Source organism: Cupriavidus gilardii (genome assembly GCF_013347325.1).
GTDB classification, from domain to species: Bacteria; Pseudomonadota; Gammaproteobacteria; order Burkholderiales; family Burkholderiaceae; genus Cupriavidus; species Cupriavidus gilardii.
This window is the reverse complement of sequence record NZ_CP054624.1, coordinates 812023-827497: the sequence shown is the minus strand read 5'-3', so window position 1 is coordinate 827497 and position 15475 is coordinate 812023. Positions and strand designations below refer to the sequence as shown.

At 69.8% G+C, this 15475-nt stretch carries 14 protein-coding genes; 9 read left to right on the top strand and 5 right to left on the bottom strand.

Features of this window, described 5'->3' with window-relative positions:
- Positions 1-17 precede the first annotated feature (17 nt).
- The 5 genes from FOB47_RS03855 to FOB47_RS03835 are packed head-to-tail and all read left to right on the top strand — an operon-like array spanning position 18 to position 5274.
- Positions 18-1187 carry a DegT/DnrJ/EryC1/StrS family aminotransferase gene (locus FOB47_RS03855; RefSeq protein ID WP_174780002.1) on the top strand — a complete coding sequence of 390 codons (1170 nt, stop codon included), beginning with the start codon at positions 18-20 and terminating at the stop codon, positions 1185-1187.
- The gene (locus tag FOB47_RS03850; protein ID WP_244959283.1) at positions 1166-2365 is read left to right on the top strand and encodes a glycosyltransferase; all 1200 of its coding nucleotides are present in this window, start codon (positions 1166-1168) and stop codon (positions 2363-2365) included. Before FOB47_RS03855 ends, FOB47_RS03850 begins: the two co-directional genes overlap by 22 nt.
- Positions 2353-3297, top strand: coding sequence for a formyltransferase (locus FOB47_RS03845; protein WP_174780001.1), 945 nt, complete (start codon positions 2353-2355; stop codon positions 3295-3297). The genes FOB47_RS03850 and FOB47_RS03845 overlap by 13 nt, the downstream gene beginning before the upstream one ends.
- 13 nt (positions 3298-3310) lie before the next feature.
- Positions 3311-4363 (top strand): bifunctional UDP-4-keto-pentose/UDP-xylose synthase, encoded by a 1053-nt coding sequence (locus FOB47_RS03840; protein WP_174780000.1) that lies wholly within the window; start codon positions 3311-3313, stop codon positions 4361-4363.
- A 20-nt stretch (positions 4364-4383) separates the two neighbouring features.
- On the top strand, positions 4384-5274 hold the full coding sequence (locus tag FOB47_RS03835; protein WP_174779999.1) for a polysaccharide deacetylase family protein: 891 nt from the start codon (positions 4384-4386) through the stop codon (positions 5272-5274).
- 101 nt (positions 5275-5375) lie between these two features.
- Here FOB47_RS03835 and FOB47_RS03830 read toward each other — a convergent pair whose 3' ends face one another.
- Entirely contained in the window at positions 5376-7916 is a 2541-nt protein-coding gene (locus FOB47_RS03830) for a heavy metal translocating P-type ATPase (RefSeq protein WP_390884799.1), read from the bottom strand.
- A 158-nt stretch (positions 7917-8074) separates the two neighbouring features.
- Positions 8075-8506, bottom strand: a complete 432-nt coding sequence (locus FOB47_RS03825; RefSeq protein ID WP_053824146.1) for a VOC family protein — start codon at positions 8504-8506, stop codon at positions 8075-8077.
- 396 nt (positions 8507-8902) lie between these two features.
- Between FOB47_RS03825 and FOB47_RS03820 the strand changes: the two genes are divergently transcribed.
- The gene (locus FOB47_RS03820) at positions 8903-9307 is read left to right on the top strand and encodes a hypothetical protein (RefSeq protein WP_174779998.1); all 405 of its coding nucleotides are present in this window, start codon (positions 8903-8905) and stop codon (positions 9305-9307) included.
- Between the two features lie 42 nt (positions 9308-9349).
- On the opposite strand, the gene FOB47_RS03815 is transcribed toward FOB47_RS03820, so the two are convergent.
- Positions 9350-9700 (bottom strand): H-NS family nucleoid-associated regulatory protein, encoded by a 351-nt coding sequence (locus FOB47_RS03815; RefSeq protein ID WP_174779997.1) that lies wholly within the window; start codon positions 9698-9700, stop codon positions 9350-9352.
- Between the two features lie 267 nt (positions 9701-9967).
- Between FOB47_RS03815 and FOB47_RS03810 the strand changes: the two genes are divergently transcribed.
- From FOB47_RS03810 to FOB47_RS03800, 3 genes are all read left to right on the top strand, one after another.
- A complete protein-coding gene (locus tag FOB47_RS03810; RefSeq protein ID WP_174779996.1) occupies positions 9968-12169 on the top strand; it encodes a cation:proton antiporter in 2202 nt (733 codons plus the stop codon).
- 150 nt (positions 12170-12319) lie between these two features.
- Positions 12320-13183, top strand: a complete 864-nt coding sequence (locus tag FOB47_RS03805; RefSeq protein ID WP_053824149.1) for an NAD(P)-dependent oxidoreductase — start codon at positions 12320-12322, stop codon at positions 13181-13183.
- Positions 13184-13419: 236 nt separating this feature from the next.
- On the top strand, positions 13420-13578 hold the full coding sequence (locus FOB47_RS03800; protein WP_006577307.1) for a DUF3309 domain-containing protein: 159 nt from the start codon (positions 13420-13422) through the stop codon (positions 13576-13578).
- Between the two features lie 217 nt (positions 13579-13795).
- Here FOB47_RS03800 and FOB47_RS03795 read toward each other — a convergent pair whose 3' ends face one another.
- Together FOB47_RS03795 and fabG are read right to left on the bottom strand one after the other, a co-directional pair.
- Complete coding sequence (locus tag FOB47_RS03795) at positions 13796-14584, bottom strand: glycosyltransferase family 2 protein (RefSeq protein ID WP_006577306.1); 789 nt, start codon at positions 14582-14584, stop codon at positions 13796-13798.
- Positions 14585-14728: 144 nt separating this feature from the next.
- On the bottom strand, positions 14729-15469 hold the full coding sequence (gene fabG / locus FOB47_RS03790; protein ID WP_244959282.1) for a 3-oxoacyl-ACP reductase FabG: 741 nt from the start codon (positions 15467-15469) through the stop codon (positions 14729-14731).
- Positions 15470-15475 lie beyond the last annotated feature (6 nt).

Genomic DNA, 15475 nt, shown 5'->3' with positions numbered 1-15475 from the left:
CCTTGCCGATTCGCCCGATGCCCGCTTCCACGCCATCCGCCGTACCTTTCCTCCCCTTCGTCAGGCCCGACATCGACGCCGACGCGATCGCCGCGGTCGGCGAGGTGCTGGCCTCGGGCTGGATCACCTCCGGCCCGAAGATGCAGGCGTTCGAAGCGGCGCTGTCGGCGCTGTTCGACGGACGGCCGGTGCGCACCTTCGCCAATGGCTCGGCGACGATGGAGATCGCGCTGCGGATCGCCGGCATCGGCCCCGGCGACGAGGTGATCACCACCGCGATCACCTGGGTCGCCACCGCCAACGTGATCGTTGCGGTCGGCGCGCGGCCGGTCTTCGTCGACATCGATCCGCGCACGCGCAATCTTGATCTCGACGCGGTCGAGGCCGCGATCACGCCGCGCACCCGCGCGATCCTGCCGGTCTATCTGGCCGGCTTGCCCGTCGACATGGATCGTCTCTACGCCATCGCCCGAAAGAACGGCCTGCGCGTGATCGAGGACGCCGCGCAGGCGATCGATTCGCGCTGGCGCGGCCGGCGCATCGGCAGCTTCGGCGACCTGGTCAGCTTCAGCTTCCAGGCCAACAAGAACATCACCACGGTCGAAGGCGGCTGCCTGGTGATGAACGACGAGGACGAGGCGCTGCGCGCCGAGCGGCTGCGCCTGCAGGGCGTGATCCGCTGCGGCGTCGACGGCATGGACGTCGAGGTGCCGGGCGGCAAGTTCAACCTGACGGACGTCAACGCCGCGATCGGGCTGGCCCAGCTGCCGCGGCTCGACGCGATCACCGCGCGCCGCACGGCGCTGGCCCGCGCCTACATGGACGCCGCCGCGCGCCATGGCCTTGCCGAGCTCGGCATCGAGCTGCCGGTCGCCGGCGAACCCGCGACAGCCCTGCCGAACTGGCATATGTTTCAAGTGGTACTGCCCGCCGAGCGCCTGCGGGGCGGACGGGCCGCGGTGATGCAGGCCCTGCGCGAGGCCGGCATCGGTACCGGTGTGCACTACCCCGCGCTGCATCTGTTTACGTACTACCGCTCGCTGGGCTGGCGCGACGGCATGCTGCCGCACGCCGAGCGCATCGGGCGGGGCATTCTCACGCTGCCGCTCTTCCCGGCCATGCAAGAGGCCGATGTCGAGCGCGTCTGCGCCACGCTGAACGACACATGCAAACGTCTGCTTCCGTAACTTCCGAGCTGGTGTCCTGCGCGATGCCGCATCCGCTGCCGGGCCAGCCCTCCCGCATTCGCGACGACGAGACCGCGTCGTTGCCCGGCCAGTCCTCGCCGCCGCGCGCCCGGCCGATCGAGGTGTCGGTGGTGATCCCCGTCTACAACGAGGAGGCCGGTCTGCAGGCGCTGTTCGACCGGCTCTATCCCGCGCTCGACGGCCTGGGCACCAGCTACGAGGTCGTCTTCGTCAACGACGGCAGCACCGACCGCTCGGCCCAGATCCTGGCGCGGCAATTCCGCCAGCGGCCCGAGGTCACGCGCGTGGTGATGTTCAACGGCAATTTCGGCCAGCACATGGCGATCCTGGCCGGCTTCGAGCATGCGCGCGGCCGCATGGTGATCACGCTCGACGCGGACCTGCAGAATCCGCCCGAGGAGATCCCGCGGCTGGTCGAAGCGATCCGCGCCGGCCACGACTATGTCGGCACGATCCGCCGCCAGCGCCATGACAGCGCGTTTCGCCGCGTCGCCTCGTTCGCGATGAACCGGCTGCGCGAGCGGATCACCCATATCCGGATGACGGACCAGGGCTGCATGCTGCGCGCCTACGACCGCAGCGTGGTCGATACCATCAACGCCTGCCGCGAGGTCAATACCTTCATCCCCGCGCTGGCCTACACGTTCTCGTCGAATCCGGTGGAGATCGAGGTCGGCCATGAAGAGCGGCACGCGGGCGAATCGAAGTATTCGCTGTACCAGCTGGTGCGCCTGAACTTCGACCTCGTCACCGGCTTTTCGATCGTGCCGCTGCAGTGGTTCTCGATGATCGGCACGATCCTGTCGCTGCTGTCCGGCGGCCTGTTCGTGGTGCTGCTGGTGCGGCGTTTCCTGCTGGGCTCCGAGGTGCAGGGGCTGTTCACGCTGTTCGCGTTCAACTTCTTCCTGGTCGGCATCATGCTGTTCGGCATCGGCCTGCTGGGCGAGTACGTGGGCCGCATCTATCAGCAGGTACGCGACCGGCCGCGCTATCGGATCAAGGCGATTCTGGATGCGTCGCAGGGCGATGGGGTGCGCGGCGAAGGCGGGCGCCGCGCGGCGCAGGACGATTGGAGCGGGCTCGACGAGTTCGGCGAAGGTGGCGAGCCCGCTCGTCTCGATCCGCGTCATGACCGGAAGCCGCCATGCGCGCCGTAGTCTTCGCCTACCACAACGTCGGCGACCGCTGCCTGCGCGTGCTGCACGCGCGCGGCGTCGAGGTGGCGCTGGTGGTCACGCATCGCGACCGTCCCGATGAAACGATCTGGTTCCGCCGCGTGGCCGACACTGCCGCGGAACTGGGCCTGCCGGTGCTGTATGGCGACGATCCGAACGATCCGGCGCTGGCCGAGGCCGTCAGGGCCGCGCGGCCCGACCTGCTGTTCTCGTTCTACTACCGCGCGCTGATTCCGCCGGCCGTGCTGGCGCTGGCACCGCACGGCGCCTTCAACATGCATGGGTCGTTGCTGCCGAAATACCGCGGCCGGGTGCCGGTCAACTGGGCCGTGCTGCATGGCGAGACCGAAACCGGCGCGACGCTGCACGCGATGGAGTCGAAGCCCGACGCCGGCGATATCGTCGCGCAGACCGCGGTGCCGATCCTGCCCGACGACACCGCGCAGCAGGTCTTCGACAAGGTCACCGTGGCGGCCGAGCAGACGCTGTGGGGCGTATTGCCGGCCATGCTGGCCGGCAATACGCCGCGCCGTCCCAACGTGCTGGCCGAAGGCTGCTACTTCTCGGGGCGCCGTCCGGAGGATGGCCGCATCGACTGGCGGCAGCCGGCCGCGGCGGTCTACAACCTGATCCGCGCGGTCGCGCCGCCCTATCCCGGTGCGTTCACCGATTTGAAAGGTCACCGGCTGGTGGTCGAACGCGCGCGTCGCCCGCTGCCGGCCGAGATGCCGCGCTTGCAGGTGCTTGCCGCCCTCGAGCCCGGCCTGCACGTGGTCGACGGCCGCATCGTCGGCCTGTGCGGCGACGGCGGCCTGGTGCTGATCGATGCGCTGTCCGACGCGCTGTCCGGCCCCAGTGCGCCCCTGTCCCCGGCCGCGCTTGCCGCGCTGCTGCAGTCTTCTCCTCAAGCCTGAAGTCCGGAAGTCCATGAAGAAAGTCCTGATCCTCGGCGTCAACGGTTTCATCGGCCACCATCTGACGCGACGCATCCTCGAAACCACGTCGTGGGAAGTCTATGGCATGGACATGTCGACGGCCCGCCTCGGCGAGCTGGTCAACCATCCGCGCATGCACTTCTTCGAGGGCGACATCACGATCAACAAGGAATGGATCGAGTACAACATCCGCAAATGCGATGTCGTGCTGCCGCTGGTCGCGATCGCCACGCCGGCGACCTACGTGCGGCAGCCGCTGCGGGTGTTCGAGCTGGACTTCGAGGCCAACCTGCCGATCGTCCGCGCCGCGGTCAAGTACCGCAAGCACCTGGTATTCCCGTCGACCTCGGAGGTCTATGGCATGTGCGGCGACGACGCGTTCGATCCCGAGTCGTCGCCGCTGGTCTACGGACCGATCAACAAGCCGCGCTGGATCTACGCCTGCTCCAAGCAGCTGATGGACCGGGTGATCCACGCCTATGGCATCGAGCAGGGCCTGAACTACACGCTGTTCCGGCCGTTCAACTGGATCGGGCCGGGACTGGACTCGATCTTCGAATCGAAGGAAGGCAGCTCGCGCGTGGTCACGCAGTTTCTCGGCCATATCGTGCGCGGCGAACCGATCCGGCTGGTCGACGGCGGCGCGCAGCAACGCGCGTTCGCCGATATCTCCGACGGCATCAGCGCGCTGATGCGGATCATCGAGAATCCCGGCGGCATCGCCAGCGGCAAGATCTTCAACATCGGCAATCCGGGCAACGTCCACTCGGTGCGCGAGCTCGCCGAGATGATGCTGCGGATGGCGGCCGACTATCCCGAGTACGCGGAAAGCGCGCGCCACAGCCGCATCCTCGAGACGTCGTCGGGCGAGTTCTACGGCAACGGCTACCAGGACGTGCAGCATCGCGTGCCGAAGATCGACAACACGATGCACGAGCTCGGCTGGCAGCCCACGGTGACGATGGCCGAATCGCTGCGGCGGATCTTCGAGGCCTATCGCGAGAAGGTGATCGAGGCGCGCACACTGGTCGATTCGGGCAACTAGGCGAACGAGGCAGGACTTCGATGGCCACGATCGCCCTGAAGGTCGACGTCGACACGCTGCGCGGCACGCGCGAGGGCGTGCCGAAGCTGATCGCGCTGCTGCGCGGACACGATGCCCGCGCGACCGTCCTGTTCAGCCTCGGCCCGGACCATACCGGCTGGGCGCTGCGGCGCGTGTTCCGCCCGGGTTTTCTGCGCAAGGTGTCGCGCACGTCGGTGGTCTCGCACTACGGCCTGCGCACGCTGATGTATGGCGTGCTGCTGCCGGGCCCGGACATCGGCCTGCGCGCGGCCGACGCGATGCGCGCGGCGCGCGATGCCGGCCATGAATGCGGCATCCATACCTGGGACCACGTCTACTGGCAGGACCACGTGCGCATGCGCGATGCCGCGTGGACGCGCGCGCAGATGCGGCGTGCGTGGCAACGTTTCGAGGCGGTGTTCGGCGCGCCACCGTCGACGCACGGCGCCGCCGGCTGGCAGATGAATGCGGAAGCGTTCCGGCAGCTCGACGATTGGGGCCTGCGCTATGCCTCGGATGGCCGCGGCGCGGAACCCTATGTGCCGGTGCTCGACGGCACGCCGTGCCGCCACGTACAGCTGCCTACCACACTGCCGACGCTGGACGAACTGATCGGCGCCGACGGCATCGACGAGGGCAACGTCCACGAGGCGCTGCTGTCGCGCACCGAGGACGGCCGCGACCATGTCTTCACGCTGCACGCGGAGCTCGAGGGCGGCAAGCTGGCGCCGGTGTTCGAGCGCCTGCTGCAGGGATGGCGCCGGCAGGGGCATCGGCTTGCGCCGCTGGCGGCGCTATACGAACAGCTCGACCGCGCCCGCCTGCCGCATTTGCCGCTGGCCTGGGGCACGGTGCCCGGGCGCAGCGGCGAACTGATCGTGCAGCGCTGAGGCGCGGGTTTTTCGCGGCCGACGCGCCGAGACGCGGGTTCTCTGGCCGGACGCGCTGAGGCGGCGGCTTCTCGGCTGGCAGCATCGGCCGGTGCGGACCATCAGCGCAGCCGCCCTGCCAGCCGCAGCCCGTTGAACACGACCAGCAGGCTCGCGCCCATGTCGGCGAACACCGCCATCCACATCGTGCCCAGCCCCGCCACGGTCAGCGCGAGGAATACCGCCTTGATGCCGAGCGCCAGTGCGATGTTCTGCGTCAGCACCGTGCCGGTGCGGCGCGACAGCCGGATAAAGGCCGGGATCTTGCGCAGGTCGTCGTCCATCAGCGCGACGTCGGCGGTCTCGATTGCGGTGTCGGTGCCGGCCACCCCCATCGCAAAGCCGATGTCCGCGCGCGCCAGCGCCGGCGCATCGTTGATGCCGTCGCCGACCATGCCGACGCGGCCATGCTTTTGTCCCTTCGTCTTCGGGCCCTGCGAAACCTGCGCCGTCAGCGCCGCGACGGCCTCGGCCTTGTCCTGCGGCAGCTGGTTGCCGCGCGCCTCGTCGATGCCCACCTCCGCCGCGATCGCCTGCGCCGTATGCGGGTTGTCGCCGGACAGCATCATCGTGCCGACCCCCAGCGCGTGCAGCTCGGCGACGGCGTCGCGGCTCGTCTGCTTGACGGTATCGGCGACGGAGAACAACGCATGCACGCCCGGACCACCCGCTCGCTTCTCGCCGCCCGCCAGCAGCACCACCGTCCGGCCCTGGCGCTCGATCGCCTCCAGCCGCGCCTCCAGCGCCTCCGAGCACAGCCCCATCTCGTGGATCAGCCGATGGTTGCCGAGCCAATACGAATGGCCGTCGACCTTGCCCGCGACGCCGCGTCCGGGCAGTGCCTCGAAGTGCTGGACCTCCAGCGTCTCGACGCCATCGCGCCGCGCCGCCGCGGCGACCGCGCCCGACACCGGATGGTCCGAACGCGCCGCCAGGCTCGCCGCGATCGCGCGGGCGCGCGCCGGCGCGCCGGGCAGCAGCGCGTAGTCGATCTGCTGCGGCCGGCCGTGCGTGATGGTGCCGGTCTTGTCCAGCGCCAGCCAGCGCAGCGATTTGCCCTGCTCCAGATAGACGCCGCCCTTGATCAGGATGCCGTGACGCGCTGCCGCGGCCAGCGCGCTGACGATGGTGACCGGCGTCGAAATGACCAGCGCACAGGGGCAGGCGATCACCAGCAGCACCAGCGCCTTGTAGATCCAGTCGAGCCAGGCGCCACCGGTCAGCAACGGCGGCAGCACGGCGACCAGCAGCGCGATGACGAAGATCGTCGGCGTGTAGACGCGCGCGAAGCGGTCGACGAAGCGCTGCGTCGGCGCGCGGCTGGCCTGCGCCGCCTCGACCGCATGGATGATGCGCGCCAGCGTCGAATCGGAGGCCGGCGCGGTCACTTCGTATTCGAGCTCGCCGGTCTGGTTGATCGAGCCGGCGAACAGCAGATCGCCGGCCTGCTTGTCGACCGGCACGCTCTCGCCGGTGATCGGCGCCTGGTCCAGCGCCGACTGGCCGCGCAGCACCCGGCCATCGAGCGCGACCCGTTCGCCGGGCCGCAGCCTTGCGACGGCGCCGGGCGGCACGCTGCCCGCGGGCACCGCCAGCCAGGCGCCGTCGGGCTGCAGCACGGTGGCCTGCTCCGGCGCCATCGCCATCAGACCCCGGATGGCGTTGCGGGCGCGGTCCAGCGAGGCAGCCTCGATCCGCTCGGCCAGCGCGAACAGCACCATCACCATCGCCGCTTCGGGCCAATGGCCGATCAGCAGCGCGCCGGTCACGGCAATGCTCATCAGCGCGTTGATATTCAGGTTGCGGTTGCGCAGCGCGATCCAGCCCTTGCGATAGGTGCCCAGGCCGGCCACGGCGATCGCCACCAGCGCCAACGCCGCCGGCAGCCATGGCGTGGCCACCGAGAACCATTCGGCCAGCTCGGCGCCCAGCGCCGCGACGCCGCCCAGCGCCAGCGGCCACCACGGCGTGGCCGGTGCCGGGGCGGCCTGTGCGCTCGACGGCGACATGCCGCCTTCGGCCGCCAGCGTTTCGGCCTGCATGCCGACGCTGGCGATCGCCGCCATCAGCGGCTGCTCCGAATCGAGCGTGTGATGCACGGTGAGAATCCGCTGCATCAGATTGAACTGCAGTCCCGCCACACCCGCCATGCCGCCCAGCTTGCCGCGCAGCAGCGCCTCCTCGGTCGGGCAGTCCATCGCCTCGATGCGAAAGCGCGCGGTCCGCGTGCCGGCCGGCGCCTCGGCTTCGGTTGCCGGCGATGACATCGCGACGGCGCCGCAGGCGCTGCCGCAGCAGGAGGAAGTCAGCGAGGAAGAGGCGGCAGGGGCGGCAGGGGCGGCGTGGCGAGGATCGCCGCCGCCGCGATGCTGGTGTCCGTGATCGCCGTGGTCATGATCGTGGCCGTGGCGATGCTCGTGACCGTGGGCGTGATCGTGGGCGTGCCCGTCGGGCTGCCCGGGCCCGCCGCAGGGGCCTGCTTTCGCGTCGCAGCACGAGGCCGGCCTGGAGGCGGGACCGGTGGCGGGGCTGGAGGGGGAACTGGTGGAGGATGGGTCTTCCGGCGAGAGTCTGGCCATCGAAGGTTCCGTGGGCTGTGGCATCGGTGCCATTGAACAGCCTGTAGCCGCTACAGGGTCAAGCCACCCTGTCCGCGGCACGGTCAATTTCTCAAGTTCGAGCGCGATGCCGCGCGTTCCGGCCTCCCGCCGCCTCTTGCCGCCTCTCGCCCCTGTCGCTGCCTCTCGCCGCCTCTCGCCCCTCAGTGCGTCACATTGACCATCCAGTTCAGCCCGAAGCGGTCCTGCAGCATGCCGAAGCCCTCGGACCAGAAGGTCTTCTGCATCGGCATCATCACGCGGCCGCCCTCGGACAGCGCGTCGAACCACTGGCGCGCCTGGTCCAGCGACGGCGCGACGATCGACAGGCTGAAGCCCGCGAAGGCCTCGGGCGGCGCGCCCGGCATGCCGTCGGACGCGAGGATCTCGCTCTGTCCGACCGTCACGCTCGCATGCATGATCTTGTCGTCCCAGCCTGCTGGCAGCGGCGGCTGGGCGTCGCCGTCGCCGCCTTCCTCGGCCGGCATTTCGCTGAACCGCATCATCATGTTGACCCTGGCGCCGAGCGCCTTGCCGTAGAACGCCAGCGCCTCCTCGCAGCGCCCGCCGAAATAGAGATAAGGCTGTATCTGCATGTCCGTCTCCTGCGTCGATCGTGCCGATCGTGTCGATCCATGGATGGCGGCGCCGTGGCCGTCGCGCCGACGCCGCGGGCCTTGCGGCGGTACCGCAAGGGCGCCGTCATTATGCGCCGCGGAGCGCGCCCTGCGGTCGCGCAAACCGCCGCCGTTCCCGCGCAGTCGAGGATCGGGCGACGTTGCTCGAAGCGGGCGCCGCGGGGCTGCCGGGTCCCGCTTTCGCGGGGACGGCGCCATGGCTCTGCCAGCCTTGCAGCATTGTCATCTTCGTGTCAGGGCCGTGTCGGCGGGCCTGCAGTTACAATGCCGCCTGACCGTGACAAGGCCGCGGCAACCGCCCGCAACGCGCCTTTGGCACGGACCTTTCCTCCGCTCGATCCGCCCGTGAACCGTATGCCGTACCGTCTCCTGCTGTCTGTCGCCCTGGCCATGCTGGCCCTGCCCCTGCCGGGGCTTGCCGGCACGGCAAAGCCCGCTTGCGGCGCGGCGCAGACCACCGCGGCCACGCCGATGATGAGCCGGCATGCGGCGCTGAAGCTGCAGGCCGAGGCGGAATTGCTAGGGCGCGAGCCGGCCGGTTGCACCGGTGCGGACAAGGAACGGGACGCCGACGACGATGCCGCCGAGGGCGAAGAGCGCCACGCCCGGCACCCCGGCGCGGCCATGTGCCCCATCGCGGCCGGGTTGCCGGGGCTGGAACTGAGCCAGTATCGCCATATGCCGCCGCGTTCGCCGCTGGGCACGCTGGCGGGCGCGACGCCCGACTCGCTGTTTCCGTCCAGTCCGGCACGCTGCTGAGCGCAAGCCCGAGCGCGCGGCCCGGGCGGCCGCGGCATCGATTCAGCTGACGCGATAGAACTCGGGCGTCTGGCCCGCATTGACGGCCCGCTGCAGCCAGTCCGGCATTTCGCCGGTGCCATCCCAGCATTGGCCCAATGCATTGCGATAGAGCACGCCGGCGGGCTCGGGCGGTGCGGATTCGTTCGCGGCTGGGGTGGCCGCCGAAGGAGCCGCCGATGATGGGGCGGGGGTTGCCGATGTTGGCGTATCGGCGGCGCGGCCGCGTTCGGTCCGGGCGCTGCCGGGGAAACATCCGGCCGCCACCAGATCGTCCAGCGACAGGCCATAACGATCCATCTGCGCGCGCACCCAGGCGGCCGCGGCTAGTCGGGCTTCATCGAACTCGGACATGGCGTTTTCGTGCACGCTGCCGACCCGAGGCGGCCGACAGGCTAGGAGGACAACAGAAGGACCCGGCGGTGCCGGTCGAACATCGCGATTCTACAGGCTCGGCGCCGATACGCCGTGCCGGCGCGGCAAAACCTTGAATTGCGCCACGCCTTCGCGCTAAGGTCGAGCCTCTCTTCCGCCGCAAGCCAGGACCCCTTCCGTGTTTTCGCCGTTCCCCTTCCCGCCTCTGCGCCGATGCCATGCCACGCGCGCCAGGAGCGCGCGCCCGTGAACATCATCGTCGACGTACTGATCCTGCTCGGCGCGCTGCTGGCGATCGTGGCGGTAGTGCAGGTCGCCGCGGCCAGGCTGCGGTTTCCGGAATCGACGCTGCTGTCGGCGATCGGCATCGCCATCGGCGCCGGCTATGTGGCGATCGACGCCACGCTGCCCGAGTTCGCCGAGCACTTCCTGCATCCGCTGATCGATCCGTCGCTGCCGCCCGAAGCCTATCTGTGGATCTTCCTGCCGCCGCTGCTGTTCCATGCGGCGCTGACCGCCGATGTGCGCAGCATGTTGCCGGACGCCGCGCCGATCCTGCTGCTGGCGGTGGTGGCGGTGGTCGTTGCCACCGGCGTGATCGGCGTCGTCACCGCCGCGGCCAGCGGCATGAACCTGGTGGTCTGCCTGCTGCTCGGCGCGGTGGTGGCGACCACCGACCCGGCCGCGGTGATCGCGATCTTTCGCGATGTCGGCGCGCCGGCCCGGCTGATTCGGCTGGTCGAGGGCGAGAGCCTGCTCAATGACGCCGCCGCGATCGCGCTGGTCGGCGTGCTGATCGCGATGCTGACCGGCCACGGCGCCGAAGCGACGCTCGCCGCGGGCCTGACCGAACTGGCCTGGGCCTTTGGCGGCGGCATGGTGTGCGGCCTGATCGCCGGCCGCCTGCTGGCCGAGCTGCTGCCGGCGCTGGCCGGCCTTGCGGTCGCCGAAGCGGCGCTGACGCTGGCGCTGCCCTATCCGCTCTATCTGCTGGCCGAGCAGCTGCTGCATGTGTCCGGCGTGGTCGCCGTGGTCTGCGCCGGCCTGACCCTCGGCGCGCTCGGTCCGACGCGGCTGAACCCGCCCAATTGGCGGCACCTGCGGATGATCTGGGAGCAGTTCGCCGGCATCGCGGGCGCGGTGGTGTTCCTGCTGGCCGCGGTGCGGGTGCCTGCGCTGCTGCAGGGCGTCACCCCGCATCACGGTTGGCTGTTGCTGGCGCTGGTCGCCGCGGCGTTGCTGGCGCGTCTGGCGACGCTGTTCGGCCTGCTGCCCCTGCTGACCTGGCTGCGGCTGTCCGCGCCGATCGATTCGGCGTACAAGCTGGCGATCGCCTGGGGCGGACTGCGCGGCGCGGTCACGCTGGTACTCGCGCTGGGCATCGCAGAGAACCGTGCGCTGCCGCAGGAGACGCGCCATTTCGTCGCGATCCTGGCGACGGGCTTCGTGCTGGTCAGTCTGCTGGTCAATGGCACCACGCTGCGCTGGCTGATCCGCCGGCTCGAACTGGACACGCTGTCGCCGCAGGAACTGGCGCTGCAGCGCCAGGCGATCCGGCTGTCGACCGAAGAGGTCGAAAGCGCGCTGGACCGGCTGGCCGACAGCTTCGGTCTGCCGCCGTCAGCGGCGCGCGAGGTTGCCGCGCATTACCGGCGCGACATCGAACTGGGCTCGGCCGACTTCGATTTCGACAGCGCGCTGTCCGAGCGCGCGCGGCTGTCGATCGGGCTGGTCACGCTGGCCACACGCGAGAGCGAGCTGATTCCCGAGTACGGCAACGGCGTGGTGTCGGTCGCCAATCTGGACGCGATGATGCGCAACACCGCGCAGATGATCGACGCCGCGCGCGAACAGGGCCGCATCGGCTACAACCGCGCGGCGCGCCACATCCTCGACTACCAGAAGAGCTTTCGCATCGCGCTGTTCCTGCACCGGCGGCTGTCGATCGACCGGCCGCTGGCGCGCGTGCTGGCCGACCGCTTCGAGCTGATGATCGTGCGCCAGACCGTGCTGCAGCGGCTGCGGCAATACAACCGCGCGATGCTGTCGCCGGTGTTCGGCGCACGCATGGCCACCGTGCTCGACGGCGTGCTCGAGGACCGCTTCCACGCCGCCGAACAGGCGCTGCAGGAAATGCGCGAGCAATTCGGCAGCTATACCGTCGCGCTGGAGAAGCGGATGCTGATGCTGTTCGCGCTGCGCAAGGGCCAGCACGAGCTGCAGGCGATGCGCGAGGAGAACGTGATCTCGCGCGAGGCCTACAACCAGATCGCGCGCGCGATCCGGCAGGCGTGGGAGGCGAATCTGGCGCGGCCGCCGCTGCGCGGCAGCTTCGGCGACGGCGCACGCACGCGTCCGCCGCCCGCCAAGGTGCCGACACCGCGCGCGCCGGGCGAGATCGCGCCGGCCAACCTCGATGGGGGCGATGCGGGAATCGATGGACGGTAGTCATGCTGGGCAGGAGGACAAACAGCGCCCGTATACTGATGCCCCTGGCGCGCCGCGCATCCCTGGTACGGCGCCCCACCCCAACGCGCGGCACAGCGCGTGTCACCGATCTTTCCCTTCCACATTCGACAACAACACGGAGCAGCAGTCATGCGTGTCGCATTCCTCGGCCTCGGCGTCATGGGCTTTCATATGGCCGGTCATCTGGCCGCCAAGGGGCATCAGGTCACGGTCTATAACCGCACCGCCAGCAAGGCCCAGGCATGGGTCGAGCGCTTCGGCGGGCAGTCGGCGGCCACGCCGGCGCTGGCGGCGCGCGATGCCGAGCTGGTCTGCAGCTGCGTCGGCAACGACGACGACCTGCGCGCGGTGCTGACCGGCCCCGACGGCGCCTTCGACGCCGCGCCGGCCGGCTGCATCTTCGTCGACCACACGACGGCCAGCGCCAACGTCGCGCGCGAACTGTACGAGCAGGCCAACGCGCGCGGCCTGCATTTCGTCGATGCGCCGGTGTCCGGCGGCGAGTCCGGCGCGCAGAACGGCGTGCTGACCGTGATGTGCGGCGGCGACGAGGCGGTGTTCGCGCGCGCCGAGCCGGTGATCTCGGCCTTCGCCCGCGCGGTCACGCGCATCGGTGGTCCCGGCGCCGGGCAGCTGGCCAAGATGGTCAACCAGATCGCGATCGCTGGCCTGCTCGAAGGGCTGTCCGAGGCGATCGCCTTCGGCCAGCGCGCCGGGCTCGACATGCCGCTGGTGCTGTCGGTGATCAGCAAGGGCGCCGCCGGTTCATGGCAGCTCGAGAACCGCGGCCCGACCATGGTCGAAGGCAAGTTCGACTTCGGTTTCGCGGTCGACTGGATGCGCAAGGACCTGGGCCTGTGCCTGGACGAGGCGCGCCGCAACGGCGCCACGCTGCCGGTCACCGCGCTGGTCGACCAGTTCTACGCCGAACTGCAGCGCGACGGCGGCGGCCGCGACGATACCTCGTCGCTGATCCGGCGCCTGCGCCGATAAGCCTCGGCACGGAATCGGCACGCGCAACGGGATTGCCAGGCGCGCACGCGTCGCCCGCGTCGTCCGATTCCTACATGGCTTTCAGCGCCGGACCGGGTGGGAGCCCGTGGGCGCGGGTCTATCGTTGAAGCAACCGGGAGCGGACCCCGAGGCGGCCGAACGGCGCCAAAGGGTGGCACGGTACTGAAGACCAACGAACAAACCCGCCAGGCTAGCCCTCGGCAAAGGAGCCTCCCATGACTCTAGGCACCATTCTTCTGATCGTGCTGATCATCCTGCTGATCGGCGCGCTGCCTTCGTGGCCCTACAGCAGCGGCTGGGGCTACTGGCCCAGCGGCGGGCTCGGCCTCATCCTGCTGATCGTGATTGCGCTGGTCGTCATGGGCAGGTTGTAGCGCGTTGCGGCGCCAGCCGCAGCGGTACCGGTAGGCCTGCCCGCCGCCTTGTTTGGGGACAGGGGGCGACGGGCAGGTGAAAAGGCGGTCGAGAGACCGCCTTTTCTTTTTGGTGTGCCGGAATTGCCGCGATGGACCGCGAGTGCCGTTGTCCCTCTCCCCCGGCCCCTCTCCCGCTCGGCGCGAGAAGGGAGGCGACCACCCCGAATGGGATGGATCAGGCCGCGGGCTTCGTTCCTGCGCTGCCGCGCTCACCGAGCCGGCGCAGCGCCAGCATCGGCAGCCGCAGCAGGAAGCCGAACACCAGCCGGACATGCATCGAGGTCAGCAGGATGTTGTCGCGCACATAGTGGAAGTGCGACACGCCGCCCTCGTCCTCGCGGAAATAGCGCACCGGGGTATCGATGTTGATCGGCCGCACGCCGCGCCAGCACAAGCGGATCGCGACCTCGGGGTCGAAGTCCATGCGCCGCATCCAGCGGTTGCCCCGCATCACCGCGCACAGCGGCGCGATCGGATAGACGCGGAAGCCGTACAGCGAATCGCCGATGCCGGCCCACAGCGTCTCCAGGTCGGCGAACACATTGCTCAGGCGCCGTCCGTAGACCCGTGCGCGCGGGGCGCTGTCGTCGAACACCGGCTTGCCGAGCACCATCGCGTCCGGGTTGCGGCGCGACAGCTCCAGCATCTTGCCGATCATCGCGGCAGGATGCTGCCCATCGGAATCCATCGTCAGCGCGTGCGTAAAGCCCTCGGCAGCGGCCTGTTCCAGCCCGTGCAGCACCGCGGCGCCCTTGCCGCGGTTCTTCGGCAGCACCAGCACGCGCAGGCCGGGATCGGCCTCGGCCTGCTGCTGCAGCCATTCGGTGCTGCCGTCGGTACTGCCGTCGACGACGACCCAGACCGGGTTCCATTGGGCTCGCGCCTCGCGCACGACCTCGCGCACCTTGGGGCCGGGGTTGTAGCTCGGGATGATCACCAGATGCGTGGTCGAACGTTCGGTCATGCGGCCGTGCTCCATCAATGTGTTGTCCCTGGCCGGCGTGGCGCGCTGCGCGTCCGCCGGCCCCTGCCTGCGCACTGCTCCTTTCTCCTCGACGTTTGTGCCGTACCGTTGGTTCCTCGTTTCGTTCCGCTTCGTCCCTTTGGCCTAGCCGGCCGCCATGCCGCCGTTGATCGACAGCACCTGCCCGGTGACATAGGCGGCGGCGTCGGACACCAGATAGGCGACCATTGCCGCGACCTCTTCCGGCTGGCCGGCGCGGCCCATCGGCACCAGCTCGCGGATCCGCTCGGGCGGAAAGGCCTGCTGCGCCATCGGCGAATCGACGATCCCGGGCGCCACCGCGTTGACCGTGACGCCGCGCGAAGCCATCTCGATCGCCAGCGAACGCGTAGCCGCAATCACGCCCGCCTTGGCTGCAGCATAGTTCACCTGACCGCGATTGCCGATCAGGCCTGCCACCGAGGCGATATTGACGATGCGCCCCCAGCGGGTCCGCATCATCGGCATCAGCAGGGGTTGCGTCACGTTGAAGAAGCCGTGCAGCGAAACGTCGATGACCCGGCGCCATTGCTCGCGCGTCATGCCGACCATCGGCGCGTCGTCGTGGATGCCGGCGTTGTTGACCAGCACCTGCACCGGGCCCTCGGCGAGGATGCGCTGCAGCGCCTGCTCGGTGGCATCGGCATCGGTCACGTCGAAGGCGATCGCCTCGGCCTCGCCGCCGGCGGCACGGATGCGCTCGGCGACCTGCTGCGCCTCGTCCAGGCGCCGGTTGGCATGGACCCAGACGCGGCAGCCATCGGCGGCCAGGGTCTGGCAGATCGCCTGTCCGAGCGCGCCGCTGCCGCCGGTGACGACAGCCAGCTTGCGGACGGGCGCGGGCACAACCCG